Source organism: Arthrobacter sp. DualSoilB13 (assembly GCF_055389195.1).
Genome location: NZ_AP035865.1, coordinates 3,828,612 through 3,855,135, shown reverse-complemented (window position 1 = coordinate 3,855,135; position 26,524 = coordinate 3,828,612). Strand labels below are relative to the sequence as shown.

At 61.6% G+C, this 26,524-nt stretch carries 17 protein-coding genes and 3 rRNA genes; 15 read left to right on the top strand and 5 right to left on the bottom strand.

Annotated elements, in window-relative coordinates; genetic code table 11:
* Positions 1-15 precede the first annotated feature (15 nt).
* The 4 genes from ACZ5J0_RS17755 to rrf all read left to right on the top strand — a co-directional run bounded on the left by ACZ5J0_RS17755 (position 16) and on the right by rrf (position 6,933).
* On the top strand, positions 16-972 hold the full coding sequence (locus ACZ5J0_RS17755) for an RNA polymerase subunit sigma-70 (RefSeq protein WP_166843164.1): 957 nt from the start codon (positions 16-18) through the stop codon (positions 970-972).
* 459 nt (positions 973-1,431) lie between these two features.
* Positions 1,432-2,952, top strand: a 16S ribosomal RNA gene (locus tag ACZ5J0_RS17750).
* 563 nt (positions 2,953-3,515) lie between these two features.
* Positions 3,516-6,656: ribosomal RNA gene (locus ACZ5J0_RS17745) — 23S ribosomal RNA — on the top strand.
* 160 nt (positions 6,657-6,816) lie between these two features.
* A 5S ribosomal RNA gene (gene rrf, locus ACZ5J0_RS17740) occupies positions 6,817-6,933 on the top strand.
* Together the 16S, 23S and 5S rRNA genes form the textbook arrangement of a ribosomal RNA operon.
* Positions 6,934-7,070: 137 nt before the next feature.
* Here rrf and ACZ5J0_RS17735 read toward each other — a convergent pair.
* The gene (locus ACZ5J0_RS17735; protein WP_464093701.1) at positions 7,071-8,099 is read right to left on the bottom strand and encodes a patatin-like phospholipase family protein; all 1,029 of its coding nucleotides are present in this window, start codon (positions 8,097-8,099) and stop codon (positions 7,071-7,073) included.
* A gap of 200 nt (positions 8,100-8,299) precedes the next feature.
* Between ACZ5J0_RS17735 and ACZ5J0_RS17730 the strand changes: the two genes are divergently transcribed.
* The 5 genes from ACZ5J0_RS17730 (at position 8,300) to ACZ5J0_RS17710 (ending at position 14,791) form a co-directional block, all read left to right on the top strand.
* On the top strand, positions 8,300-8,863 hold the full coding sequence (locus ACZ5J0_RS17730) for a GNAT family N-acetyltransferase (protein ID WP_142937681.1): 564 nt from the start codon (positions 8,300-8,302) through the stop codon (positions 8,861-8,863).
* Positions 8,864-9,092: 229 nt separating this feature from the next.
* A complete protein-coding gene (locus tag ACZ5J0_RS17725) occupies positions 9,093-9,380 on the top strand; it encodes an HU family DNA-binding protein (protein ID WP_011776355.1) in 288 nt (95 codons plus the stop codon).
* Between the two features lie 124 nt (positions 9,381-9,504).
* Positions 9,505-11,814 carry a bifunctional copper resistance protein CopD/cytochrome c oxidase assembly protein gene (locus ACZ5J0_RS17720; protein ID WP_464093700.1) on the top strand — a complete coding sequence of 770 codons (2,310 nt, stop codon included), beginning with the start codon at positions 9,505-9,507 and terminating at the stop codon, positions 11,812-11,814.
* Complete coding sequence (locus ACZ5J0_RS17715) at positions 11,814-13,787, top strand: NHL domain-containing thioredoxin family protein (RefSeq protein WP_464093699.1); 1,974 nt, start codon at positions 11,814-11,816, stop codon at positions 13,785-13,787. Before ACZ5J0_RS17720 ends, ACZ5J0_RS17715 begins: the two co-directional genes overlap by 1 nt.
* A 164-nt stretch (positions 13,788-13,951) precedes the next feature.
* A complete protein-coding gene (locus ACZ5J0_RS17710; RefSeq protein WP_464093698.1) occupies positions 13,952-14,791 on the top strand; it encodes a DUF559 domain-containing protein in 840 nt (279 codons plus the stop codon).
* Between the two features lie 126 nt (positions 14,792-14,917).
* Here ACZ5J0_RS17710 and ACZ5J0_RS17705 read toward each other — a convergent pair whose 3' ends face one another.
* The 4 genes from ACZ5J0_RS17705 to ACZ5J0_RS17690 form a co-directional block, all read right to left on the bottom strand.
* Positions 14,918-15,946 carry a hypothetical protein gene (locus ACZ5J0_RS17705; protein WP_142937684.1) on the bottom strand — a complete coding sequence of 343 codons (1,029 nt, stop codon included), beginning with the start codon at positions 15,944-15,946 and terminating at the stop codon, positions 14,918-14,920.
* Positions 15,947-16,061: 115 nt separating this feature from the next.
* Positions 16,062-17,771, bottom strand: a complete 1,710-nt coding sequence (locus ACZ5J0_RS17700) for a helicase HerA-like domain-containing protein (protein ID WP_464093697.1) — start codon at positions 17,769-17,771, stop codon at positions 16,062-16,064.
* 9 nt (positions 17,772-17,780) lie between these two features.
* Positions 17,781-18,299, bottom strand: a complete 519-nt coding sequence (locus ACZ5J0_RS17695; RefSeq protein WP_464093696.1) for a GNAT family N-acetyltransferase — start codon at positions 18,297-18,299, stop codon at positions 17,781-17,783.
* A gap of 43 nt (positions 18,300-18,342) precedes the next feature.
* On the bottom strand, positions 18,343-20,313 hold the full coding sequence (locus tag ACZ5J0_RS17690) for an FAD/NAD(P)-binding protein (RefSeq protein ID WP_464093695.1): 1,971 nt from the start codon (positions 20,311-20,313) through the stop codon (positions 18,343-18,345).
* Positions 20,314-20,601: 288 nt separating this feature from the next.
* Between ACZ5J0_RS17690 and ACZ5J0_RS17685 the strand changes: the two genes are divergently transcribed.
* The 6 genes from ACZ5J0_RS17685 to ACZ5J0_RS17660 are packed head-to-tail and all read left to right on the top strand — an operon-like array spanning position 20,602 to position 26,515.
* Entirely contained in the window at positions 20,602-21,567 is a 966-nt protein-coding gene (locus tag ACZ5J0_RS17685) for an amino acid ABC transporter permease (protein ID WP_187697092.1), read from the top strand.
* Positions 21,564-22,475 (top strand): amino acid ABC transporter ATP-binding protein, encoded by a 912-nt coding sequence (locus ACZ5J0_RS17680; RefSeq protein ID WP_464093694.1) that lies wholly within the window; start codon positions 21,564-21,566, stop codon positions 22,473-22,475. The genes ACZ5J0_RS17685 and ACZ5J0_RS17680 overlap by 4 nt, the downstream gene beginning before the upstream one ends.
* A 9-nt stretch (positions 22,476-22,484) precedes the next feature.
* Positions 22,485-23,477 (top strand): ABC transporter substrate-binding protein, encoded by a 993-nt coding sequence (locus ACZ5J0_RS17675; RefSeq protein ID WP_142937689.1) that lies wholly within the window; start codon positions 22,485-22,487, stop codon positions 23,475-23,477.
* The gene (locus ACZ5J0_RS17670) at positions 23,474-24,640 is read left to right on the top strand and encodes an LLM class flavin-dependent oxidoreductase (RefSeq protein WP_464093693.1); all 1,167 of its coding nucleotides are present in this window, start codon (positions 23,474-23,476) and stop codon (positions 24,638-24,640) included. Before ACZ5J0_RS17675 ends, ACZ5J0_RS17670 begins: the two co-directional genes overlap by 4 nt.
* Positions 24,624-25,451, top strand: coding sequence for a DUF1684 domain-containing protein (locus ACZ5J0_RS17665; RefSeq protein ID WP_142937691.1), 828 nt, complete (start codon positions 24,624-24,626; stop codon positions 25,449-25,451). The genes ACZ5J0_RS17670 and ACZ5J0_RS17665 overlap by 17 nt, the downstream gene beginning before the upstream one ends.
* Entirely contained in the window at positions 25,448-26,515 is a 1,068-nt protein-coding gene (locus tag ACZ5J0_RS17660) for an LLM class flavin-dependent oxidoreductase (protein WP_464093692.1), read from the top strand. Before ACZ5J0_RS17665 ends, ACZ5J0_RS17660 begins: the two co-directional genes overlap by 4 nt.
* Positions 26,516-26,524 lie beyond the last annotated feature (9 nt).

Sequence of the window (26,524 nt, the reverse complement as noted above, 5' to 3'; positions counted from 1 at the left end):
TGCCAAGATTGAACCGTGACGTCAGCTGAGTTGGACGCAGCCCGATCCGGCGATAAGGAGGCCTTCGCCGCGCTGGTTGCGCCCTTGCGCCGGGAGCTCCATCTGCACTGTTACCGGATCATAGGCAATGTTGATGATGCTGACGATGTACTGCAGGAGGTTCTGCTCGCAGCGTGGCAGGGCTTGTCCGGATTCGCCGGCAGGTCATCGTTGCGGACCTGGCTCTACCGAATTGCGACTACCCGTTCGCTCAATGCACGAAGGGATCGTGCCCGCCGTCCTCGTCCCGCACCTCTGCCGCCGTTCGAACCGCCGGCCCCAAGCGATCGGTTCGACCACGCGCATTTGCAGCCCTACCCCGACTCTTTGGTCAACGAACTTGATCCTGCAGCCCAGGTTGTTGCCCGCGAAAGTATCGAGCTCGCCTTTGTGATTGCCCTTCAGCGAATGCCACCGCGCCAAGCTGCGGTGTTGATGCTCTGCGATGTGCTGGACTTCAGCGTTGGTGAAGCCGCGGAGATGCTCTCGATTGGTCCAACAGCAGCTAAGGGTCTGCTGCAGCGCGCCCGCTCTGCCCGGCCTACTCCATTGCCGCTCGCCAGGCGAGAAGACCATCGCGACCTCGCCCGCAAGTTTGCGGATGCCTTCTCTCGAGATGACGTCGATGCGGTCCTGGAGCTCCTTACCGATCGGTGCTGGCTGGCTATGCCCCCGGCCAGTGAATTCTACGTAGAGCGTGAGGCTGTCGGAGACTTTCTTCGTGCCAGTGCGGCTGGACGGCCAGGCGGTAGTTATGAGCTGGCCGACGTCACCGCAGGCGGGAGGCCGGCTTTCGTCTGTTACCTCGAGGGCCGGGCGCGGGGCCTGCTGGTCGTTGAGCCTTCTCAGGATGGACGCAAGATCGCATCGATCCTCCGATTCCTCGACGATGGTTTGCACCGACACTTTGGGATGCCCGATTCCCTCACGTGATGTGGCGCGACGGCAGGCTTGCTCGTGCGTCAGAGTGCAGGCGTTCGACGGCGGTTTGGTGGGGTTTTGTGGGTGTGTGGGGTTGGGTTGGGGGTGGATTTGCGTTGGGGGTGTGGGGCGTGTATTGTTTTCTGAGTCGCCGGGTGCGAAACGGAAAGCCGGAAGGTGTGTACGGTTCGGTAGGCGGCCTAAAATAACTCTTCTTTTCCAATGGCCCTGTTGGGTGTGCTGCTTTTGTGGTGTGCTGTGGGTGATGTTTTGGAGGGTCTGTTGTTTGAGAACTCAATAGTGTGCCAAGTTTGTTGATACCGATTGTTTTTTTGATTGGTTGAAATTATGGCTGGATCATTGCGCACCCCCGTGTGTGGTGGTCTGGTTTTCAGCTGGTTTCGAATTTTGTGCAGCCGCGTTTACCGTTATTTCCGGTGGGTGTGGTTGTGTCTGTTTGATTTGTTTTTTTCAACGGAGAGTTTGATCCTGGCTCAGGATGAACGCTGGCGGCGTGCTTAACACATGCAAGTCGAACGATGATCCCAGCTTGCTGGGGGATTAGTGGCGAACGGGTGAGTAACACGTGAGTAACCTGCCCTTGACTCTGGGATAAGCCTGGGAAACTGGGTCTAATACCGGATACGACCATTCCACGCATGTGGTGGTGGTGGAAAGCTTTTGTGGTTTTGGATGGACTCGCGGCCTATCAGCTTGTTGGTGGGGTAATGGCCTACCAAGGCGACGACGGGTAGCCGGCCTGAGAGGGTGACCGGCCACACTGGGACTGAGACACGGCCCAGACTCCTACGGGAGGCAGCAGTGGGGAATATTGCACAATGGGCGCAAGCCTGATGCAGCGACGCCGCGTGAGGGATGACGGCCTTCGGGTTGTAAACCTCTTTCAGTAGGGAAGAAGCGTAAGTGACGGTACCTGCAGAAGAAGCGCCGGCTAACTACGTGCCAGCAGCCGCGGTAATACGTAGGGCGCAAGCGTTATCCGGAATTATTGGGCGTAAAGAGCTCGTAGGCGGTTTGTCGCGTCTGCTGTGAAAGACCGGGGCTCAACTCCGGTTCTGCAGTGGGTACGGGCAGACTAGAGTGCAGTAGGGGAGACTGGAATTCCTGGTGTAGCGGTGAAATGCGCAGATATCAGGAGGAACACCGATGGCGAAGGCAGGTCTCTGGGCTGTAACTGACGCTGAGGAGCGAAAGCATGGGGAGCGAACAGGATTAGATACCCTGGTAGTCCATGCCGTAAACGTTGGGCACTAGGTGTGGGGGACATTCCACGTTTTCCGCGCCGTAGCTAACGCATTAAGTGCCCCGCCTGGGGAGTACGGCCGCAAGGCTAAAACTCAAAGGAATTGACGGGGGCCCGCACAAGCGGCGGAGCATGCGGATTAATTCGATGCAACGCGAAGAACCTTACCAAGGCTTGACATGAACCGGAAAGACCTGGAAACAGGTGCCCCGCTTGCGGTCGGTTTACAGGTGGTGCATGGTTGTCGTCAGCTCGTGTCGTGAGATGTTGGGTTAAGTCCCGCAACGAGCGCAACCCTCGTTCTATGTTGCCAGCGCGTGATGGCGGGGACTCATAGGAGACTGCCGGGGTCAACTCGGAGGAAGGTGGGGACGACGTCAAATCATCATGCCCCTTATGTCTTGGGCTTCACGCATGCTACAATGGCCGGTACAAAGGGTTGCGATACTGTGAGGTGGAGCTAATCCCAAAAAGCCGGTCTCAGTTCGGATTGGGGTCTGCAACTCGACCCCATGAAGTCGGAGTCGCTAGTAATCGCAGATCAGCAACGCTGCGGTGAATACGTTCCCGGGCCTTGTACACACCGCCCGTCAAGTCACGAAAGTTGGTAACACCCGAAGCCGGTGGCCTAACCCTTGTGGGGGGAGCCGTCGAAGGTGGGACCGGCGATTGGGACTAAGTCGTAACAAGGTAGCCGTACCGGAAGGTGCGGCTGGATCACCTCCTTTCTAAGGAGCTGCTAACAACTGGTTGCTGTGCCTGCATGGGTGTGGTGGTGGTTGTCAGTGTTGCCCATTGCGCAGGCGTCTGTTCTGCGGTGGGTGCTCATGGGTGGAATATCAACGAATCAAATTTTTTTGGCATGGCCTTTCCTGGTTGTGTCCTGGTGCTAGTACGGCGGTCTGTGTCCCTTTTGTGGGGGTGTGGGTTGTGTGGAACGTGGCTGGGGCGTGGTTGGTGTGGGGTTGTGTTTGGCGCACTGTTGGGTCCTGAGGCAACAGGACCTTTTTGCAGCAATGCATAGGGGGCACTTCTGGTGTTTCTTTTGTTCCTGCTTCCGGTACGGCCGCTCGTGTGCATGGCTCCCCTTTTTTGGTGGGGGTTGTGGTGGGTGGTGGTCTGGTTGACGGGGTTGTTGTTTGAGAACTACATAGTGGACGCGAGCATCTGGAACACACACGCTTTGGTGTGTGTGTTCTTACAGCAATTTCTTATGAATGAACCTGGCCCTTGTGGTCGTGGTTCTCTCGAGTAGATGATGCATGACCGGATGAGAGTCCGGTCTTTGTGTGGTCAAGTTTTTAAGGGCACACGGTGGATGCCTTGGCATTAGGAGCCGAAGAAGGACGTAGGAATCTGCGATAAGCCTGGGGGAGTTGATAACCGAGCGTTGATCCCAGGATGTCCGAATGGGGAAACCCCGCACAACGCTGTCATGGTGATTGTGTGACCCGCATCTGAACACATAGGGTGCGTGGGGGGAACGCGGGGAAGTGAAACATCTCAGTACCCGCAGGAAGAGAAAACAATAGTGATTCCGTTAGTAGTGGCGAGCGAACGCGGATCAGGCTAAACCGTTTCATGTGTGATAGCCGGCGGGCGTTGCATGGGCGGGGTTGTGGGACTTTCCGTTCTGGTTCTGCCGGACCAGTGAGGTGAGGTGCAGGCATAGGTGAACGGTCTTGAAAGGCCGGCCAGAGAGGGTGTGAGCCCCGTAACCGTAATGTTGTGCACGGCCTGGGGAGTATCCCAAGTAGCACGGGGCCCGAGAAATCCCGTGCGAATCTGTCAGGACCACCTGATAAGCCTAAATACTTCCTAATGACCGATAGCGGACCAGTACCGTGAGGGAAAGGTGAAAAGTACCCCGGGAGGGGAGTGAAACAGTACCTGAAACCGTGTGCTTACAATCCGTCGGAGCAGTCTTGTTACTGTGACGGCGTGCCTTTTGAAGAATGAGCCTGCGAGTTAGTGTTACGTCGCGAGGTTAACCCGTGTGGGGTAGCCGTAGCGAAAGCGAGTCTGAATAGGGCGAGTGTAGTGGCGTGATCTAGACCCGAAGCGGAGTGATCTACCCATGGCCAGGTTGAAGCGACGGTAAGACGTCGTGGAGGACCGAACCCACTTCAGTTGAAAATGGAGGGGATGAGCTGTGGGTAGGGGTGAAAGGCCAATCAAACTCCGTGATAGCTGGTTCTCCCCGAAATGCATTTAGGTGCAGCGTTGCGTGTTTCTTGCCGGAGGTAGAGCTACTGGATGGCCGATGGGCCCTACAAGGTTACTGACGTCAGCCAAACTCCGAATGCCGGTAAGTCAGAGCGCAGCAGTGAGACTGTGGGGGATAAGCTTCATAGTCGAGAGGGAAACAGCCCAGACCACCAACTAAGGCCCCTAAGCGTGTGCTAAGTGGGAAAGGATGTGGAGTTGCGAAGACAACCAGGAGGTTGGCTTAGAAGCAGCCATCCTTGAAAGAGTGCGTAATAGCTCACTGGTCAAGTGATTCCGCGCCGACAATGTAGCGGGGCTCAAGTACACCGCCGAAGTTGTGGATTTCACATATTGCCCTAGCCTTCGTGGTTCAGGGGTGTGGAGTGGTAGGGGAGCGTCGTGTGGGCAGTGAAGTCGCGGTGGAAACCAGCGGTGGAGCCTACACGAGTGAGAATGCAGGCATGAGTAGCGAAAGACGGGTGAGAAACCCGTCCGCCGAATGATCAAGGGTTCCAGGGTCAAGCTAATCTGCCCTGGGTAAGTCGGGACCTAAGGCGAGGCCGACAGGCGTAGTCGATGGACAACGGGTTGATATTCCCGTACCGGCGAAAAACCGTCCATGCCAAGCGGGGGATACTAACCGCCCGGAGCCTGCCCTATCACCCTTGTGGTGTGTGGGTTTTGGCCGAGCGCGGGATCTGATCCCGGGAGGTAAGCGTATTAACAGGTGTGACGCAGGAAGGTAGCCGGGCCGGGCGATGGTTGCCCCGGTCTAAGGATGTAGGGTCAGGGATAGGCAAATCCGTTCCTGTGTGTTTCGAGCACGATCCTGAGATCTGATGGGACCCCCGTTCGGGGGGATCCGGTGATCCTATGCTGCCAAGAAAAGCATCGACGCGAGGTTTTAGCCGCCCGTACCCCAAACCGACACAGGTGATCAGGTAGAGAATACCAAGGCGATCGAGAGAATTATGGTTAAGGAACTCGGCAAAATGCCCCCGTAACTTCGGGAGAAGGGGGGCCTGCCCCGTGATGGAGACTTGCTCTCCGTGAGCGGGTGTGGGCCGCAGAGACCAGGGGGAAGCGACTGTTTACTAAAAACACAGGTCCGTGCGAAGTCGCAAGACGATGTATACGGACTGACTCCTGCCCGGTGCTGGAAGGTTAAGAGGACCGGTTAGCCCTTACGGGCGAAGCTGAGAATTTAAGCCCCAGTAAACGGCGGTGGTAACTATAACCATCCTAAGGTAGCGAAATTCCTTGTCGGGTAAGTTCCGACCTGCACGAATGGAGTAACGACTTCCCCGCTGTCTCAACCATAAACTCGGCGAAATTGCAGTACGAGTAAAGATGCTCGTTACGCGCAGCAGGACGGAAAGACCCCGAGACCTTTACTATAGTTTGGTATTGGTGTTCGGAGTGGCTTGTGTAGGATAGGTGGGAGACGTTGAAACCCGGACGCCAGTTCGGGTGGAGTCATCGTTGAAATACCACTCTGGTCACTTTGGACATCTAACTTCGGCCCGTGATCCGGGTCAGGGACAGTGCCTGATGGGTAGTTTAACTGGGGCGGTTGCCTCCTAAAAAGTAACGGAGGCGCCCAAAGGTTCCCTCAGCCTGGTTGGCAATCAGGTGTCGAGTGTAAGTGCACAAGGGAGCTTGACTGTGAGAGAGACATCTCAAGCAGGGACGAAAGTCGGGACTAGTGATCCGGCGGTACATTGTGGAATGGCCGTCGCTCAACGGATAAAAGGTACCTCGGGGATAACAGGCTGATCTTGCCCAAGAGTCCATATCGACGGCATGGTTTGGCACCTCGATGTCGGCTCGTCGCATCCTGGGGCTGGAGTAGGTCCCAAGGGTTGGGCTGTTCGCCCATTAAAGCGGTACGCGAGCTGGGTTTAGAACGTCGTGAGACAGTTCGGTCCCTATCCGCTGCGCGCGCAGGAAATTTGAGAAGGGCTGTCCTTAGTACGAGAGGACCGGGACGGACGAACCTCTGGTGTGTCAGTTGTACTGCCAAGTGCATCGCTGATTAGCTACGTTCGGATGGGATAACCGCTGAAAGCATCTAAGCGGGAAGCTCGCTTCAAGATGAGATTTCCATACACATTATGTGTGAGAGGCCCCCAGCCAGACCACTGGGTTGATAGGCCGGATGTGGAAGCGAGGACTAAAGACTCGTGAAGCTGACCGGTACTAATAGGCCAACAACTTACACCACACAACACACACTGCACGCGTCCACTATGTGGTTCCCGAACAACAACCGTTCGAACCAGGAACCAACAACTAAATAACAACACCACAGTTGTAACCACAGTCTTCCCACCCGGGAAAGCAGCCCCCACAAGGGCCCGCACACCCGGGACGGGTAACAGAGTTACGGCGGTCATAGCGTGGGGGAAACGCCCGGTCCCATTCCGAACCCGGAAGCTAAGACCCACAGCGCCGATGGTACTGCACCCGGGAGGGTGTGGGAGAGTAGGACACCGCCGGACAACCATTCACGGAGGAGCCCTGACCACACGGTCGGGGCTCCCCGCATTTAACAACCAAGCCACCCACGAACACGGCCGGGAACGCAGCCGCGACTGACGGTTGAAGAACCCCCAGTCGCGGCTGACATACCGACGGGTTAGCGCCAGAATGCGCTGAGCGGGCCGGCCAAGGCTTTGCCCTGATCGAAGCCGGCCTGGGCAGCTGCCTGCCGGAGCGAGAGATCCATCGCGTTGACGCCGAACAGGTGCTCAGCCCCGCTGTCAGGGAAGAGCGTTTCAACCCGGCTGCCGCTGCGGCGGAGTTCATCTACTTGTGCGGATAAGTGCATGCCCCATTCCAGGGGAGTCCGTGTCCTCCCTCCAAAGGGTGACAGCACCAGCACACGGCTGTATCCGGCCCCGAGGTCGGCGTTATCGGCATTGGACCGGTAACCGCCGTCGATATAGCGCTTGCTGCCGATGCCATAAGCGAACCCACTGGCACAGCTGGCGGCCACAGCGTCAACCAACTCCACTCCGCTATGGCGGTCGAACACCACGGGTTCCCCGGTGCGGGCGTCAACGGCCGTGAGGAGCATTAATCGTTCCGGCCATTCCTGATGGGATAGTCGGGCAGCAACGGTTTGGCGCCAGCGTGCACTGGGGCCTTCCATCGCTTCGGCCATGTCCAGAGCCGCGGCACCCATGAGGCGTCTCATATCGGCCATGTCCGTGGAGTCCTCCAGGATTTTGGCGGTTCGTTCCATATGGTCGGTCACAGCCCGAGCTCCGTTCCTCCCGCCGGCGTGCTTGGCAGGCGCGGATTCGGCGCCAGGGATCACTCCGGGCACCGCCGCGGGCTTCGGCGGGGCCGCGGCAAGGACGGCATCAAAGAGCTCGGGTGGAGTTGCCCCCACCAACTGGGCCGCCGCCGTCGAACCGGCCGACGTGCCAACGGTGAGGTCCGGAGCGGTTACGTCCAAGCCGGCGTCGAAAAGTCCAGCGACGACGCCGATAAGCCATGCGTTGCCTGTGGACCCGCCGCCACCGAGGATCAGCGCCCGCTCTCCGGCGGGCACTCTTTGTGAGGCGTCAATAGCCGGGTGAGGCTGGTGAAACACCAGCTGATCGGAATCCTGCCGATAGGACGGTGCAGGGACGTCTAAAGAAGAAGGAGTCGTGTTCATGGGAGGCGCCTTTCGCGAATTGCCTGTTCGGCGCTCCCAGTGGCGACTAACTCAGTCGCGGGATCATGGACAGGGGAGCGCCCAGTGTGGATACTGCGTTCATGGGTCTCACCTCCTGTCGAAAAGCACGATCACGGGAAAGCTATCACTCCGCTGAATCGTGCGCAATCGCCGCGGGCGACCACCGGTAGAGTCCAGGGATGAGTCTCACGCGAAACCTGGACATTGCATCAGCGGGCGGAGACGCCGCTCAGTTCCTCCTGCGTCCGCTGGAAATTTCTGACGCGTCCTCCCTGGCCGCTGCCTACCGGCGGAACCGTGAGCACCTGGCACCCTGGGAACCAGCCCGGGATGACGAGTTCTTCAGTACCGCGGGTCAGACGGCGGTATTAAAGGGCAAGCTGGACCTCTATGAACAAGGCACGGAGGTGCCTTGGGTTTTGACCGCTGGACAGAAAATATTGGGGATGATCACCCTCTCCGGTATTGTCCGCGGGCCCTTCTTGAATGCCAACCTCGGCTACTGGGTGGATGAGTTGTGCACCGGCAAGGGCGTAGCGTCCGGTGCGGTAGCCGCCGTCGTGAGTATGGCCGCTGACGAACTCGGCCTCCATCGTATTCAGGCCGCTACGCTGGCCCACAACGCAGCCTCCCAAGCGGTGCTGAAACGGTCCGGCTTCGAGCGAATTGGGGTGGCACCGTCCTACCTCCAAATCGCCGGTGAGTGGCAGGACCATGTGTTGTTCCAACGCATTTTGTTCTAGTTGCGGAGGCCAGCGGAGTGCCTGCTTGCGCCTGACGCCAAAGCCGTAGGGTACGCCAAGGGCGTAAAGCACCCCTAAAAACCCCGAAATTCCGGTGATTTTGGTCAAAAAGGCGCGGAAACACGCGGAATTTGCTGGCCATGCCAGCCCAAGCTGGTAAGTTTTCGAACAGTGGCTTGCTCGCATTCCGCTTGAAAGCTCAAAAACGTATGAGTCCAGGAGGACGTAAATGGCTAAGAACCGTAGTGAACTCGTTGCAGAGGTAGCAGGCAAGGCTGGCACCAGCCAGGCAGCAGTCAACTCCGTGCTCGATGCACTGTTCGAAGTTTTCGAGACTTCTGTCGCCGCTGGCGAAAAGATCACCATCCCGGGCTGGCTCGCAGTTGAGCGCACCGACCGTGCAGCTCGCACCGGCCGCAACCCGCAGACCGGCGAAACCATCCAGATCGCAGCCGGCCACAGCGTCAAGCTGACCGCTGGCTCCAAGCTGAAGGCAGCTGTCGCCAAGAAGAAGTAATTACTCTTCGGCGAAAGCCTTGAAGGGACGGCAACCGCGAGGTTGCCGTCCCTTCTGCTTTGAGTTAATCCACATAGCGCCTTCCCGATTCGCAGCCCGGCGGCAGGTAGCGGACAATGGATAAGTGCCATCAGCAAGAAGCTCCGCTACTGCCCCTTCGCCTGTTCCCAAACCGGGAGCGCGGGGAGGCACTGCTGCCGCGGGCATTTCCTTGCCGTGGCAACTGGCCGGTCTGGCGGTGCTGTTCCTGGCACTCGCAGCGGCCCTCATCTTCTCCGGCGCCTCAGCTGCGCGGCAGGTTTCCGATCCCGGTGAATTGGTCCGGTGGGGCCTCCCCATCGCAAAAGCCGTCCACAACGTGTCAGTAGCAACGGTAGTTGGCGGCCTGATCTTTGCTGTGGGCATCCTGCCCAAAAACCTTGGAGGCTCGCGGGCCCGCGAAAAGGACATCGACGCGACTGAACATCCGGCCTTCGCACGGGCCTTGGCCGTTGCGGCGGCAGCAGGCGCAGCCTGGACATTATCCGCAGTGGCGGTCCTCGTCATGACGTACGCAGATGTCGCAGGACAGGGCCTCTCCGGTGATGCGGAGTTCACCCGTTCGCTGGTCTACTTCATGACGGACATTGAAACCGGCAAGGCCTGGCTAGCAGTCACCATCATCGCTGCCGTGGTCACCACTGCACTGTTTGGTGTGAGGTCCCTGACGGGCCTGGCGTTCACGCTCCTGTTGGCCCTGATCGGCCTGATTCCTACTGCCCTGATCGGGCACTCCTCCAGTTCCAGCGACCATGAGGGGGCCATCAACTCCCTGGGCCTCCACCTGGTGGGTGTGTCCACCTGGGTTGGCGGCATCATCATGCTGGCGGTCCTCTCCGGCATTCTCACGGGTTCCCGGAGCAAGGGAACGCCTGACATCACCGAGCAAACCCTGCGCCGCTTCTCATCGCTGGCCGGTTTTGCTTTTGTCCTGGTGTTCGCTTCCGGGGTGATCAACGCCGCCATCCGTGTGACTAACCCTGCTGACCTTTTCGGCTCCGCCTATGGCCAGCTCATTGTCGCCAAGTCCCTAGCCACGCTGGTGCTGGGTGGTATCGGCTTCATGCACCGCCAGTGGGTTATCCCGCAGCTTGGGAAGAGCGGTTCCCTGTCTGCCCGCCGGGTGCTGTGGCAGCTGGTTTTGGTGGAGCTGCTGGTGATGGGCGCGACGTCGGGACTCGCCGTTGCGCTCGGACGCTCAGCGCCGCCGCAGCCAACCACGTATGCACCCGACGCTTCGCCGTCGTTCATCCTTTCCGGCTACGAGCTCCCACCTGAGCTCACACCGGAACGCTGGTTGACTGAGTGGCGCTTCGACTGGTTGTGGGTGGGCGTCGCCCTGTTCGGTGCCGTTTCCTACATCCTTGGCATCGTCAAGGTGCGTAAGCGTGGCGACAAGTGGTCCTGGTTCCGGACGGTGAACTGGCTCATCGGGCTGGTGGTGCTCATGTACATCACGTCCGGTCCGCCCGCCGTTTACGGACGCGTGCTGTTCTCTGCCCACATGGTGGATCACATGGCCCTCACCATGGTGGCTCCCATCTTCCTGGTCCTGGGTTCCCCTGTAACTCTTGCCTTGCGGGCCTTGCCGGCCCGGGGTGAAGGAGCTCACGGGTCACGCGGCCTGCGCGAATGGTTGCTGTTGTTTGTGCACTCAAAGTTCTCGCAGGTGGTGACGCACCCACTGTTCGCTGCCGCCAACTTCGCGGGCTCGATCGTCCTGTTCTACTACTCGGACCTGTTCAGCCTGGCGATGCGTGAGCACGTGGGACATGAGCTCATGAATGTGCACTTCCTGCTGACCGGCTACATTTTTGTGCTGACCATGATCGGGAGCGATCCTCTTCCTCGTCGTGCCCCCTACCCCATGCGCCTGCTTCTCCTTCTGGCCACCATGGGCTTCCACGCATTCTTCGGTGTGGCCATTATGGGTGGCACCGGGCTGCTGGCCGCCGATTACTTTGGAAACCTGGGCAGGGCCTGGGGCCCGTCGGCCATTGGGGACCAGCAAATCGGTGGCGCAGTGGCCTGGGGCATCGGGGAGGTGCCCACCTTGCTGGTGGCAATTGGCGTCGCTGTGATGTGGTCCCGTTCGGACGAGCGGGAGACCCGGAGGGTGGATCGGGCGGCCGACAGGAATAACGACGCCGATCTCAGTGCTTACAACGATATGTTTGCCCGGCTCGCTGATCGCGATGCCAAGATGACTACTCGAACTACCCAGGCAGCCAGGACGCCCCAGGCAGCCAGGACCCCTCAGGTGTCCAGGACCCCTCAGGTTTCCATGGAGGCCCAAGAATCCACGCCGGCGCGGTCGGAACGCGGCAACGCCGAACACGCCACCACAGACTCTGCCGGGCAGACCGAACCGAATACCAAGCTGGAAGGACGCTGATGAGCGAAACCGTACGTACCCAACACCGGGTCCGGGCCTCCGAACTGGAGGGCCGCGGCTGGCTCAACACGGGTGGGAAATCGCTGGACCTCGAGTCCTTGCGCGGCAAGATCGTGCTGCTGGATTTCTGGACCTTCTGCTGCATCAACTGCCTGCACGTCCTGGACGAGCTGCGACCGCTCGAGGAAAAGTACTCGGACGTCCTGGTGACGGTCGGCGTGCATTCGCCCAAATTCGAACACGAAGCAGATCCAGTGGCATTGGCATCTGCCGTTGAACGCTACGAAATTCACCACCCGGTTCTGGATGACCCCGAGCTGGCAACGTGGAAGGCCTACACCGCCCGCGCATGGCCCACACTTGTGGTCATTGACCCCGAGGGCTACATCGTGGCCCACCTCTCCGGTGAGGGTCACGCAGGCGGCCTCGCTGTTCTCCTGGAGGAACTCGTAGCCGAGCACGAGGCCAAGGGGACCCTCCACCGCGGTAACGGTCCCTACGTGGCCCCGGAGCCGACGTCGGGCACTTTGCGCTTCCCCGGAAAGGCGACTCAGCTCGCCAACGGCAACTACCTCGTGGTGGACTCCGGCCACCACCGGCTGGTGGAACTACGCCCCGATCTTGAAACCGTGGAGCGCATCATTGGCTCCGGCACCAAGGGATTCCTGGACGGACAGTCGGAGATCGCCCAGTTCAACGAACCCCAGGGCGTGACCGTCCTGCCGTCGGAATTGGCGTGGAAGCTCGGCTACGACGCCGTGGTTGCGGACACTGTCAACCATCGCCTGCGTGGCGTCACGTTGAGCTCAGGCTACGTGCAGACCCTCGCCGGCAACGGTGTTCAGCGCCTGCTCGACGCCGGTCCCGCGCGAGTGACGGACACCGGTGCCGGAACGTGGTCTGAACACCACGACGGCGGCCCTGCTGACTTCGCTGCCGACGCAATCGATGTTGGGGCGTTGGGCTTGGGCACCGAGGTCTCACTGTCCTCACCGTGGGACGTGGTTTGGAGCGAAAAGCTGCAGCGCGTAGTCATCGCCATGGCGGGAACTCACCAGATCTTCGCCTTCGACCCCCTGGCCAACGAGGTTTCCATCCTCGCCGGTTCCGGGCTTGAAGGCCTGCTTGACGGCAAAGCGGAGGAAGCCTGGTTCGCCCAGTCGTCCGGTTTGGCCATTGATGGTGACGACAACATCTGGGTTGCCGACTCGGAGACGTCGTCCTTGCGCCGCCTGGTGGTGGGTGATTCCGGTGTGACCGTGGAAACCGCCGTAGGCAAGGGCCTGTTCGACTTCGGGTTCCGCGACGGCGGTGCCGATGATGCACGTCTGCAGCACCCGCTGGGCGTGACTGTCCTACCGGACAATTCCGTGGCCATCGCAGACACCTACAACGGTGCCGTGCGTCGCTACGATCCCGCCACCAAGTCCGTTTCCACCTTGGCGAGGGGCCTAGCGGAGCCGAGCGACGTCGTCGTGGTCCAGGTGGAAGGCAGCGATCCTCTCCTTGTTGTAGTGGAGTCAAACAAGCACCAACTGGTCCTGGTTCCCATTCCCAAGGAAGCTCTGCAGGTAGATGAGGGAGCATCGCAAACGCACCGTCCCAAGAGCCCGGTGACCCCCGGTAACCTTGAGCTCGCGGTACGTTTCAAGGCTCCCACCGGCCAGAAGCTGGACGACCGCTGGGGCGACCCCACGCAGCTGAAGATTTCCTCTACCCCGCCTGAACTGCTGGTCTCCGGCGGTGGGACCTCGGTGGGCTTGCTGCGAACCTTGGAACTTTCTGCCGATGTTCCTGAGGGCATCCTTCACATCACGGCCCGCGCGGCTGCATGCGATGGTCCCGAGACTGAGGACGGCGAAATTCCGGACCACGCTGCCTGTCACCTTTACCAGCAGGACTGGGGCATTCCCGTGGTGCTTCAGGCCGACGGTGAATCCGAGCTGGTGCTGGACCTGCGCGGCATGGACTAAGCGGTACCTATCGAGAATGGCCCGGGTTTGACCTCTCAAGAGGTTGCCCGGGCCATTCTTATGCCGTCGGACCGTCCAAAAGTGGGCCGCTCCGGAGCCTCGGACTATCTACATAGCCGGATTCGGCCCTGCCGGCCCCTTAGCTGGAGCTGCAGGCTGGAGGGATGGAACCCGAGGAAGCCTTGCGACGATTGGGTGGCGTTGCCATGACCCGGCAGGTGCAGGCTCAGGGCGCCAGCGAAGCGGCGATTCGATCCGCTGTGCGGAAGGGAAGCGTTCAGCGCGTCGAACGTGGAGTGTTGAGTCTTCCGGGCGCAGATACGGCATTGGTTGCCGCAGTCAAAGCGAGGTCGCTGCTCACCTGTGCTTCAGCTGCGAGCCGCTATGGCCTATGGTTGCTGCACGAACCCGCTGAGCCCCATTACTGGCAAAGCAACGGCCGGCGCACGGCTAAGTGCATCAGCCACCGCCTGTCCCTGTCTCAACCTAGACCTAACGAGCCGTACGTCGCTCTGCCGGATGTTCTTCTGCACGCACTTCTCTGTCTGCCACCGTTGGAATCGCTGGTGATGGTAGAGAGCGCCTATATCCGCGGCGATATCGGGCTCGGGTATCTGCGACGCCATCTACTGGGCAACCGGGGTGGTCAAGCCCGTGAAGTTCTGGCCAGAGTGGACCGGGGTGCAGGGTCCTTGTTGGAAACCCTGGCACGGGTGCTTTTCCGTGATGCAGGCATCCGCACCGAGACGCAGGTCTGGATCGACGGCGTAGGAACCGTGGACTTTCTTCTTGAAGGCTTCCTCATAGTTGAACTCGATGGCATTGCTTTCCATCTGGAGCTACGTCAGTTCAAGAAAGACCGCCGGCGGGATAACGAAGCAACCAGGCAAGGAATGCTGGTGCTGAGGTTCTTCTATGACGATGTGGTGTACGCGCCGGAGAAGATGCTCCGGCATGTGCGCGAAGTTCTTCTTCGTGGGCCAGCTCGGTTGTGGTCGAAGTAGCCCATTTCTGGGCGCTCTCATGCCTCGGTGGGCAGTGATTGCGGGACCTAGGGGGTAGAAACTGGGCCATTCCGGCGAGGCCAGCCCGGCGGGACCAGACCCAGAGAAGGAGAGGGCGCCGAAGACTCAGAATGTCAGCATGGGTGTGACCGTCACAGTGTCTGCGCCCACATCCAATTGGGTGGTGAAGCTGAAATCGTGTTCCACATTGAGGTCGTTGACGAACCCGGTGAAGAGGTTGATCTCCCGGGCGGTCAGTGTGGCCTTGCCGTTGAGGGGAGCCACCACCCATTTTCCACCGAACGGCTCAATGGTGATCTTGGGGTACTCGGTGATGGCCCACTTGATGGTTCCGTCCACCACACGGGCATTGCTGGCGTGGTAGAACGGGCAATCGGGTTGCAGTCGCTGCTGCTCGGTGGCTTGGGCGGCACAGGTGTCCAGGAATTCCCGGACCTTACCCGCGACGGCCTCATTCATGGCCTTGGTGGAACGGGTCTGCAGGTTCAGGGGCGCCTGGCCGCCGTCGCGTGTTGTGACAAGGGCCGAGGCTGCCGGGGCTTCGAAATAGGTGCCGTTCAGGCTTGCCTCGTACTTGCCGGGGAAGAACACGGCAAAGTTGTTGCGCCCGTTGGGCATGTTCACGGGTACGCCGTTGAGGGTGGCCTCGCTGGCGTTGACCACGGTGACTTCTATGGTGGGAAGCGTCGTGGGAACGAAGGCCCACTTAGCGAAGAACAGCCACTGGGTCCCGGTGCGTTCCATCAGGAATTCCGTGTGAAGCCGGCTTCCGTCAAGGGTGTAGTCCACTGGCACAGCGACGCGGTTGCTGCCCCGGGTTTCAGGGTTTCCAACCTTGATATCGGACATCTTGGAGGCGGCCGTTTGGAGCGCTGTACCGTCCAGCATGGCGGGGTTCGCGCTGGGGACTTTGGCACGGAGCAAGCCGAGCGCTGCTTCTCCTTCGCCGTGCTGCAAAGCTGCTAAATACTCCTTGACGGGCTGTTGCGGACTGGCAACAGAGGAGCTCACCAGGTTGATGCACACTATGGCTCCGGCGGCAGCAAGCATCAGACCGAGCAGCCATCCGGCTGCGGTCTTGACCAATGCTTGACTCAACTGCACGCCCTTTACGTTACCTGCCGCGGCAGCCAACGCCGTGCAGGAAGGCCTCGGAACGACTTATATCCACCGTCTGGAGAAGGCTCGACGCCGGGTGGCAGCTGGCGTTGCAGCCGCCCGGCGTCGTGGTTCCGGCCGTCAAACAGGACTAGCGGCGACGCCGCGAGGAGGTGCCGAAGACCCCGCGCATGAGGTCGCGCCCAAGCTGCGTTCCCATGGATCGGACCATGCTCTTGAGCCCGCCACCCAGGGCTCCTCCGAGGGCGCCGGCGATGTCACCGAACATACCGTCCTGCTGTGAGGACTGCGGTGCCGGAGCGGGAGGCGCCGGCGGTGCGGGGAAAGGCTCTGGCGACGAGGACCGTGAGCTGGGACGGCCCAGGATTTCCTCCTCGATCCGGCGCGCTTCGGCGTCGATGTCCGCTTGCGAACCCCCCGAACCTCCCGAAGACCCCGAAGAGGGCACTGGCGGCAAACCCGGCGCGGCAGCCCCGGTAGCGGCCGCGGCCTTGCCATTGAGCTTCTCGTAAGCGGAGAGGTTGTCCACAGCGGTGCCGTATTTCCCCAGCAAGGGAGATGCGGCCACGGTGCTCTTGATAAGTTCGTCAGAGCTGGGCCCCATCACGGATTCCGGAGCGCGGAGCCGGGTCAAGGCCACGGGGGTGGGTGCGCCTTTTTCATTCATGACGGTGATGACGGCCTCGCCGATGCCTGCGGAGGTGAGTGTCTCTTCGAGGTCGTAGTCGCTGACCGGGAACGTGGAGACGGTGGCCTTCAATGCCTTGGCATCCTCGGGTGTGAAGGCGCGGAGGGCGTGCTGGACGCGGTTTGCCAGCTGGCCTAGGACGTCCGCAGGAACATCCTTGGGTGTTTGGGTGACGAAGAAGATGCCCACCCCCTTGGAACGGATGAGCCGAACGGTAGTGGTGATGGCTTCAAGGAAGGCCTTGGATGCACCGTTGAACAGCAGGTGCGCTTCATCCAGAAAGAAGACCAGCTTGGGCTTGTCCAGGTCGCCGGCCTCGGGCAGGTCTTCGAAGAGGTCCGCGAGGAGCCACATGAGGAACGTGGAGAACAACAACGGCTTGGTCTGCAAGGTGGGCAGTTCAAGGCAGCTGATCACACCGCGGCCGTCCGGTGCAGTGCGGAGGAGCTCTGCGGTGTCGAACTCCGGCTCCCCAAAGAACTTCTCCATGCCTTGCGCTTCCAAACCCACCAGTTCGCGGAGGATCACACCGGCCGTGGCCTTGGACAGCCCGCCTAGGTTTGCGAGTTCGGCTTTCCCCTCATCCGAGGTGAGGAACTGGATGACGGCCCGGAGGTCCTTGAGGTCCACCAGTTCCAGGTTGTTCTTGTCCGCAAAGTGGAAGATCAGCTGGAGGCTGGATTCCTGAGTGTCGTTGAGGTCCATGATGCGGGAAAGCAGGATGGGCCCAAACGACGTAATGGTGGCGCGGACTGGAATGCCGTAACCATCCCCACCGAGCGAGAGGAACTCAACCGGAAAGTTCTTCGCAGACCATTCCTGCCCCAGCGCAGACGTACGGGCGGTCAACTTCTCACTGCCCGTTGCCGGCGTGGCCAATCCTGACAGATCACCTTTGATGTCCGCGAGGAAAACCGGAACGCCCGCCGTGGACAATTGCTCGGCAATCATGTGCAGCGTGACCGTCTTGCCGGTGCCCGTGGCGCCGGCCACCAGCCCATGCCGGTTCATCATGGCGAGCGGGAGCCGGACCTGGGCTTCCTTGTGGATTTCACCGTCCACGATCGCGGCGCCCAGCTCGATCGTGGCACCTTCCAGGGTGTACCCCTGTTGGATGGTGGCGAGTTTTTCGGCAGTCGTTTTGTTGGCCATGCGGATAGCTTAGCCCTGCTCGGCAAGATCCTTGCTGAAGGCCAAATGCTTGATTTCCTCGGGGTCTGCGGCGAGATCGAACAGTGCTTTGTAGCCGGTGGCGAGGTAGAGGTTTTTGGCCTCCGGCTGTCGCGGCCCGGTGGTGAGGTAGAGCTTTCGGTAGCCCCGGCGTCGAGCCTCATTTTCCAGTTCGGTCAGCACCAGCCGTGCCAAACCGCGACGGCGATGGGCTGAGTGCGTCCAGATCCGTTTCAGTTCGGCGGTGTGGGAGTCGTAGCGGCGGAACGCGCCGCCAGCCACGGACTCGCCGTTTTCCTGAATGATGATCAGGGCGCCGTGCGGGGCGACGAACTCTTCAGCCGGGTAGCGGTTCAGTTCCTCGGCCGCTCCTTCGCTGCTGAACAGGTCCCCGTAGCGGGTGTTGTATTCGACGGCGAGCTCGTCCAGGAGCGGGCGTACCCGGGGGTCGCGCATGGACAGGCTGAGGACGGTCAGGCCTGACGTCGGCAGGGTGGGCGTGGTGGTCATGTCAGGCCTTTCGTAGGTGGATCCCAAGCAGGTGGCAGCTGTGTCAAAACGCGCTCAACTGCGACTCAGTTGGGTGACTGGTGGCGGCGACCGTGGACAGGATCCGGCGTGCCAGGGCGTCGTTTTCCCTGAAGGGTGCTGCGTTGGTGTTGGGACGGGCAAACGCCCCCGCACCCCAACCGGACGTCCACGGTCCCACCGCGAACAAACCCTCCTGTGGAGTTCCAACAGGGGACAGGACCTGGTGATTCCCGGAGACCAGGAGCTTGCCTGTGGAGTGGGCGCCCTCGGAGGTGAGGAGCCTTTGCTCGGTACCCCATCCGGAGTGGTGCAGGTCAGCCAAGGCGGGATTCGCTGAACGTTCTACGGACGCGGAAGGCAGCCGAGCCTCAATGTATGCAGAAGCATCCACCACCACGGGCGACTGGAACGTCCCGGCAACGAACCTGCCAACGGATTCGTCGGCGCGGACCCACATGCCGGGGCCCAGGAACTTCAAGAGCCCGGCCCTGTGTAGCGCGAGCATTTCGCGGAGCCGGTGCGCGGGCGGCCCCGAGTCCACGAAACTGAAGAAGCCGTGCCACCAACCGTGGATGGTCTGCTGGGAGCGCGCGTTGAGCCGGTCTTGCGGAACCAAACGCCCCAAGTCCATGTACACGTACAACAACGCCGTGAACAGGGCGAGGGTTTCGGAGTGATCCGGGCTGGTCCTGAGGTTCAGGTCGTTCTGGATGTAGGCGGCCACGGAGCGCTGGACGGTTTCATGATCGGCGAAAGCGCAGCCGCTCAGGGGGTGGTCCAGCTCTTCGAGGTCCAGGCGCAGTGCAGGGTCAGGCACGGAGTAGGCCGCCAGCTCTTCCCTGGCAGCGCTGTACCAATCAACAGCGTCGAGGCGCGACTCAAAGTCGGCCCACGTTCCCAGCACCCGCGAGGGATAGCCTGTGAACAGCTCGCGGTAGTACGCATAACCGGCGTCCTTGGCGATCAACGGCCACAGGTGGGTGCGGAAATCGAGTTCCTGATGCGTGGCCAGCAAAGCGTCAATGGCCTCGTCGGTGAAGTATCGCGGACGGGATACCGGCTCCCCGCGCAGAGCGGAGGAGATCTTGGAGTGGTACGGCACTCCGCGTCGTGACCCGGCCCAAACCCGCGGCTCGGCGCCGGAGGGCACATAGTCCAGCTCGCCGTCGGGCCTTTCTTCAAAGCGGCCGCCACGGCCCTCAAACAACAGCACCAGCAGGTCCACGAAGGCGAGTCCCATGCCGGAGACAATCACGTCCTGCCCGGCTTCAATCGTGGAGTAGTCCACGTCCGTGGTGTACGACGGCGGCGCATGGAACCCGCCGTGCCGGGCAGCGAACTCGCTGTGGCGGGCAGATTCGGGATCAGTCAGGGAATCGGTGTGGCCCAGCGCGTAAACCACGACGTCGGCAACCACCTTGTCGCCGGAAGCCAGCCGCACGCGGTGCGCACCGTCGCGGTGCGCACCGTCGTGGTGCGGGCCGGAAGCAGCCTGGCCGTCCGAGAAGCGCTCGACGCCGGTGGCTGTGCTGCGGTGAACGGTCACCGTGACCTCGGGGCCAAGATTGCTCACGGCCCGGCGGAAGAACCACTCAAGGTACTTGCTCTGCAGTTGCCGGGTAGGAAAGGACGAAGGGGTTAGCGAGCGGAGCTGGTCCAGCAGGTGCGACTCCAGCGCCGGAACATCGCGGATGGTGCCATCCAGCACGCCTGCCGCCCAGGTGGAAAGCCCGGGCCCGTCAACGGAAGGCCCATCGCAGGCCACCGAGGCATCGGTGAACATGGTGACATCCGCAGCCGTGGAGTTCAGCAGCAGCCCGGGATCCTGGTCATAGCGCCAGATCCTCCCGGAACCCGGTTCATGGGGGTCGATCACATGGATGTGCAGGGGACGGTCGAACAGTTCGGGACGGTTTGCAGCTAGCCGTTCCAGGACACCGGCAGTGCGTGGGCCGCCGCCGATGAAGGCGATGGCGGGTACTCGTGACGGCATGGGATCTCCTGAAAAACAGTGGTTGGTGATGCCCAATCTAAGGACCAGGCAGGCTGCGGGTCGAGGCGCCGGTAACCGCCGTTCACCACACGTCACGCAGCGTTATGGCGCGCAAAATCAGGACGCATATGGCGCTTCATGACGAGGATTGTGACGCTGTGCGAACCCCGGCGAAGCCGCGCGAAGTCCAGTGAAGAAGTGCAAATTCCCGCCTTGCTGCCGGGTTTCGCGCGGCCCTAGATTGGCAGCCATCCGATAGACAACAACCGATCTGAAATGAGGTGGCGCATGAGTGCAATCGCACCGCCTGCCACGGCGGAAACTGCACCGCCCACCCCGGATTACTCCGACTACCAGCTGGTACCGGCCCGGCATCCCTGGCGTTGGGTGGGCACCGTGCTGGTGGCTGCCGGCGTCGCAGCCATCGCGTGGTCGCTGGTCACCAACCCTCGCTGGGAGTGGGGAGTGGTGGCCGAATGGTTCACCGCGCAGTCCGTGGTCAATGGACTGATCGAAACCCTCAAGCTCACGGCCATTTCCGGCGTCCTGGGTTTCGTCCTCGGATTCATTCTGGCCCTCATGCGCTTGTCCGCCTCACCGCTGCTGGTCTCGGTGTCATGGACGTTCTCCTGGATTTTCCGCTCCACTCCACTGTTGGTCCAGCTCCTGCTCTGGTACAACCTGGGCTACCTCTACGAGAAGATCAGCCTGGGCATCCCCTTCACGGACGTCCGCTTCTTCGAGGCCCAGACCACCACGCTCATCAGCCAGTTCGCCGCAGCTGTCCTGGGACTCACGCTGAACCAGGCGGCCTACTCTGCCGAAATCATCCGTGGTGGCATCCTCTCCGTGGACCAGGGCCAGCTCGAAGCTGCCTCAGCCTTGGGCATCCCGGCGTGGAAGCGTTCCACCAGGATCGTGCTTCCCCAGGCGATGCGCGCCATCCTGCCCAACGCGTTCAACGAGATCATCGGCCTGGTCAAGGGAACGTCGATCGTTTACGTACTGGCCTACTCGGAGCTCTTCTACACGGTGCAGGTCATCTACAACCGGACCCAGCAAGTGCTTCCGCTGCTGCTGGTGGCCACGCTCTGGTACGTGGTGATCACCTCGGTGCTGAGCGTTTTCCAGTACTACATCGAACGCCACTTCTCCAAGGGCGCCCTGCGGACCCTTCCGCTCACTCCCTTGCAGAAGGCCCGTAAGTTCTTCACCACCCACGTTGCTGCCTCTCCCACGAAGGACGCCCGATGAGCATTATTGCTGCACGCAAAGAATCCGCAACGGCGGCAAAGGTCGCAGAGGAAAAGCAGGCTGCCGCTTCGGCCGCTTCTGCTGAAGGCACGACGGCGGCCCAGCCCGCCACGGTGAAGAGGGCAGCAACCCGTGGGCAGGTGGACATCACGAATGTCCGGAAGTCCTTTGGCGCCACCGAGGTCCTCAAGGGTGTTTCCTTATCCGTCCCGCCGGGTGGTGTGGCCGTGATTGTTGGCCCGTCAGGCTCCGGCAAGTCCACCCTGCTGCGCACCATCAACCACTTGGAAAAAGTCGACGGCGGTTACATCACCATCGACGGCGAACTGGTGGGCTACGAGGTCCGCGGCAACAAGCTCCACGAGCTGCGTGAAAAGGACATCCTCAAGCAGCGCACCCACATTGGCATGGTGTTCCAGAGTTTCAACCTGTTTCCGCACCTCACGGCGCTGGAGAACGTGATCGAGGCGCCGATTGTGGCCCAGAAGCGTTCCAAGGCCGAGGCCCGGAAGCGCGGCTTGGAACTCCTGGACCGCGTGGGTCTGAAGGATCGCGCTGATGCGTACCCCCGCCAGCTTTCCGGCGGCCAGCAGCAGCGAGTCGCGATTGCCCGGGCTCTTGCATTGGACCCCAAGATTCTCCTGTTTGATGAGCCCACGTCCGCGCTGGACCCTGAGCTCGTCAACGAGGTTCTGGACGTTATCCGCGAACTCGCCAAGTCCGGCACCACGCTGATTGTGGTGACCCATGAGATGGGTTTCGCCCGGGATGTGGCGGACACCGTGGTGTTCATGGACCAGGGCCAGATTGTGGAGTCCGGCACACCGCAGGACATCTTCGCCAACCCCCGCGAGGAACGCACCCGCAGCTTCTTCTCCAAAGTCATCGAACCAGCTTTCAACATCTAGGACACCCCTATGCTTCGCACCACCAGCTCCACCAAGAAACACAAGATCCTGGCACTCGCTGTACTTCCCGCCGTCGTGCTTCCCGTGCTGGCCGGGTGCTCCGATCCTGGAGCGTCGGCAGCCCAGCCGGAGTCCGAAGCTGCCAAGAACGGGATTGTTTACAACACGTCCGTGGATCAGAACCGGATCCGCGGCGAGAAAGACGCGGCCGCAGCCGCCACTGTTCCTGCGGCCATCGCCAAGGACGGCAAGCTGACGGTAGCCACCACCGCGGGTTCCATCCCGCTGTCCTTCCATGCCACGGACGACAAGACTCCGATCGGCGTTGAGGTGGACATTGCCCAACTTGTGGCGGACAAGCTCGGGCTGGAACTGGACCTTCAAGTGACGTCCTGGGAGAACTGGCCGCTCAAGACACAGTCCGGTGATTTTGAAGCCGTTTTCTCCAACGTGGGCATCAACGCAGCTCGAGTGAAGCTGTTTGATTTCTCCACCTACCGGGCGGCGTACATGGGCTTCGAAGCGAAGAAGAGCTCCACGTACGACATCAAGGGCTCGGATGACATTTCCGGACTGAAGATCTCCGTGGGCTCCGGCACCAACCAGGAGAAGATCCTGTTGGCCTGGAACAAGGAGCTCGAAGCCAAGGGCAAGGCACCGGCCACCTTGCAGTACTACTCCTCCGACGCCGACACCATCCTGGCGCTGTCCTCGGGCCGCACCGACCTGAACCTGGCACCGTACCCGTCGGTGACCTACCGCGAGAACACCCGTGATGACCTCAAAGTTGTGGGCAAGGTCAACGCCGGCTGGCCCGCGGAAACACTCGTTGCCGCCACCACCCTCAAGGGCAACGGTCTGGCTCCGGCCATCACGGACGCCCTGAACTCCACCGTCAAGGACGGCTCCTACGGCAAGGTCCTGGAGCGCTGGGGCCTCTCCGAGGAAGCCATCCCCGAATCCAAGACAGTCACCGAAGCTACTTTTGGTACGGGCAAATGAAGTTCCAAGTCCTGGACATCATTCCCCACCTGAAGAACCCGGTGACGGGGGAGATCGTCTCCACCGCTGACCGCTTGAACCAGGTTGTTGAGTCGGCGAAACGGGCCGAGGAACTGGGTTTCGACAGTTTCTCCGTGGGGGAACGCCACGCCGGTGAGTTTGTCTCGTCCTCCCCGACGACGGTCCTCGCCGCGATCGCCGCCGTCACCAACCGCATCCGCCTCCAAACGGGCGTCACAGTGCTCTCCGTACTGGACCCCGTACGTGTGGCGGAGGACTATGCCACCATCGACCAATTGAGCCGTGGCCGCTTGGAACTGGTGATCGGCAAAGGCAACGAGGTTCTTCAGTACCCGTTGTTTGGCCTGTCCCTGGATGACCAGTGGGACCTGCTCGCTGAGAAGTACGCGCTGCTGCGCACGCTGTGGCGCAAGGAAAGCGTCACCTGGTCCGGCCGCTTCAGGCCCGCGCTCACCGAGCCAACGACGACGACGCCACGCCCCTTCGCGGGGTCGCCCCGGATTTGGCACGGCTCGGCTACAACCCTGACGTCCGCTGCGCTCGCCGCCAAGTGGGGAGACCCGTTGTTCACGGCCAACGCGATCCAGCCCCGCGAGAACTACAAGGTCCTGATCGACCACTACCGCGAAGAGTACGAGCGTCACGGCCATGATCCCCGGCACCATTACCTTGGCTCGGGGAGCGGCGCCGGCGGTGTCTTCATCGCGGACACCACGCAGGAAGCCATCCGCCAGTACGGCCCGGTCTATGAAGGACTCACCGCCAGCCGTAACGTCCCCGGCAACAACTCACCCTTCCGCGACATCCAGCACGCCGTGGCAGAGGGGCCCGCCCTGGTAGGCAGCCCGGAGCAGGTCATCGACAAGATCCTCAGCTACCACTCGTTGTACGCCCACGATCTCCAGTCGATCTCCTTGCCCACTACACTGCCCTTCGAGCAGCAGCTGGAGATCCTGGAACGTTTCGCCCTGGAGGTCATCCCGGCCGTCCGTGCCGCTGCACCCACCACGCTGTGGGAAGCCGGGGATCCTTTCGCGGGCCGACCCGAATTTGCCGGGGCCACCGAACCCGACGCCGCAGCAGCAGTCACCGCAGACCACGCCTTCAACAGGACGGACAACGCCCATGTCTTTGCACACTGATACAGCACTCGAATCCTTCGGCGAGGAATGGCAGGAGTGGCACGCCGCCCACGAACGCCAGCGCGCCCACCCGCACGGCTTCCTCGCCGTCACGCACCTGCACTGGCTCGGCAGCGAGGCGACCCGCCTGGAAGGCGCGCCGGGAACCTGGAGTGTGGAGTCCGACGTCGTGCGCGTTGTCCTGGAACCTGGCGAAAGCCTGCAGCTGGACGGCGTGGAACTCAACGCCGGAGAGCCGCTGGAATTCGGTCCCATCGAGGAACGCGGCGGGATCAACCTGGTCTCCGGCGGCACCGTGATTGAGGTGGCCAAGCGGGGCGGCGAGTACATCGTCCGGCCGCGAAACCCGGACAATCAACTCTTGCAGGACTACCAGGGGACGCCCGCCTACACACCCAACGCGGCGTTTGCCGTGGCTGGAACTTTTGTCCCGTTTGAAGCGCCGCGCGCCACCACGGTGGGTGCCGCCGTCGAAGGTATCCAGCACGTCTACGAAGCCCCGGGCGAGATCCGTTTCAAGCTGGCCGGCGAGGAATTGGCGCTGACGGCATTCAACGGGCACGCACCGGGCTCGTTGTCCGTGCTGTTCACCGACCAGACCTCCGGCAAAACCACCTACGCAGCCAACCGCTCGCTGTCCGTGGTTCCCGCCCCTGATGGCTCCGTGCAGCTCGACTTCAACCGGGCCGTGAACCTGCCGTGCGCCTACACAGACCTCGCCACCTGCCCTTTGCCGCCAGCTGAAAACCGGCTCCCGGTGGCGATCGAAGCCGGCGAAAAGATCCCCTACGAACGTCAGGACCAGAAGTGAGTACCTTCGAAGAACGCAAGGCCGGGTTCCTGGCCATTGAACTCGACGGCGCCGGGTACCAGAACCTCGCCACCGCCGTCCTCGCAGCCGAGTCCGCTGGTTTCCATGCGGCAACCTTCAAGGACACGCCGGAAGCCGGACGGACCAACGCCCTGCAGCGCGCCGCCTTTGCCGGGCCGGTCACCCGGACCATCGCTGTGGTCCCTGAGGTGGACACCGTCTACACGGAGCCTTTCCACGTTTCTACGCAACTGGCCAGCCTGGACTACGTGTCCGGCGGCCGGGCTGGCTGGATCGCTACCGCAGCGGTGTCACCCGAGGCCGCAGCCGCCGTCGGACGTTCGTTTGTTGAGGGCGACGCGCTGGCGCAAGAGGCTGCCGCGTCCATCGAGGTGAGCCGCCGTTTGTGGGATTCCTGGGAGGATGACGCCGTGATCCGCGACGTCGCCACCGGGCGGTACATCGACGTGGACAAGCTGCACTACGCGGAGTTCGAAACGCCCGCTGACTTTGCCGGCACCGCCTATTCGGTGAAGGGACCATCCATCATTCCAAGGCCCCTCCAAGGGCAGCTGCCGGTGCTCGCCGCGGTGTCGCTGGTGGGCGAGGGCCTGGTTCCGGTAGACGCCGTGGACGCCGTGCTCGTTTCCGCTCCGACCCCGGAGCTGCTGGCTGCCGAGGTCCGCGACGCGAGGGCCCGGCTTGGTTCTTCGGTGGCGATTATTGCCGAGCTCGACGTCCTTCTTGACTCGCGTGGACAGGCTGCGGCTTCCCGCGTCGTGACGTCCCACGACAGCGGCATCGCGCGGTTTGTCGGCACGGCAGCGGTCCTCACCGAGCTCCTCGCCCCACTGCTCCAGGAAGCCGACGGCGTTCGGCTCCATCCGGCCGTCCTTGACGTGGAGCTGGAGGAACTGTCCAGGCTGGTCCTCCCGGAGCTGCGTCGCCGCGGCTTGTTGCGGGCACCGATCCAGGACGGCACCTTCCGCGACGTCCTCGGACTGGCTCCGGCAGAGAACCGCTATTCGACCACTGCCGCGGCTCCTGTTGCCGCCGGAAAGTAGGGGAACACC

What these genes read in the sequence shown, in the direction of transcription:
- ACZ5J0_RS17685 (WP_187697092.1), top strand. Translation starts at nt 20,602, where the DNA reads ATGAGTGCAATCGCACCGCCTGCCACGGCGGAAACTGCACCGCCCACC.
- ACZ5J0_RS17665 (WP_142937691.1), top strand. Translation starts at nt 24,624, where the DNA reads ATGTCTTTGCACACTGATACAGCACTCGAATCCTTCGGCGAGGAATGG.
- ACZ5J0_RS17690 (WP_464093695.1), bottom strand. Translation starts at nt 20,313, where the DNA reads ATGCCGTCACGAGTACCCGCCATCGCCTTCATCGGCGGCGGCCCACGC.
- ACZ5J0_RS17695 (WP_464093696.1), bottom strand. Translation starts at nt 18,299, where the DNA reads ATGACCACCACGCCCACCCTGCCGACGTCAGGCCTGACCGTCCTCAGC.
- ACZ5J0_RS17710 (WP_464093698.1), top strand. Translation starts at nt 13,952, where the DNA reads ATGGAACCCGAGGAAGCCTTGCGACGATTGGGTGGCGTTGCCATGACC.
- ACZ5J0_RS17680 (WP_464093694.1), top strand. Translation starts at nt 21,564, where the DNA reads ATGAGCATTATTGCTGCACGCAAAGAATCCGCAACGGCGGCAAAGGTC.
- ACZ5J0_RS17675 (WP_142937689.1), top strand. Translation starts at nt 22,485, where the DNA reads ATGCTTCGCACCACCAGCTCCACCAAGAAACACAAGATCCTGGCACTC.
- ACZ5J0_RS17730 (WP_142937681.1), top strand. Translation starts at nt 8,300, where the DNA reads ATGAGTCTCACGCGAAACCTGGACATTGCATCAGCGGGCGGAGACGCC.
- ACZ5J0_RS17670 (WP_464093693.1), top strand. Translation starts at nt 23,474, where the DNA reads ATGAAGTTCCAAGTCCTGGACATCATTCCCCACCTGAAGAACCCGGTG.
- ACZ5J0_RS17700 (WP_464093697.1), bottom strand. Translation starts at nt 17,771, where the DNA reads ATGGCCAACAAAACGACTGCCGAAAAACTCGCCACCATCCAACAGGGG.
- ACZ5J0_RS17735 (WP_464093701.1), bottom strand. Translation starts at nt 8,099, where the DNA reads ATGAACACGACTCCTTCTTCTTTAGACGTCCCTGCACCGTCCTATCGG.
- ACZ5J0_RS17715 (WP_464093699.1), top strand. Translation starts at nt 11,814, where the DNA reads ATGAGCGAAACCGTACGTACCCAACACCGGGTCCGGGCCTCCGAACTG.
- ACZ5J0_RS17725 (WP_011776355.1), top strand. Translation starts at nt 9,093, where the DNA reads ATGGCTAAGAACCGTAGTGAACTCGTTGCAGAGGTAGCAGGCAAGGCT.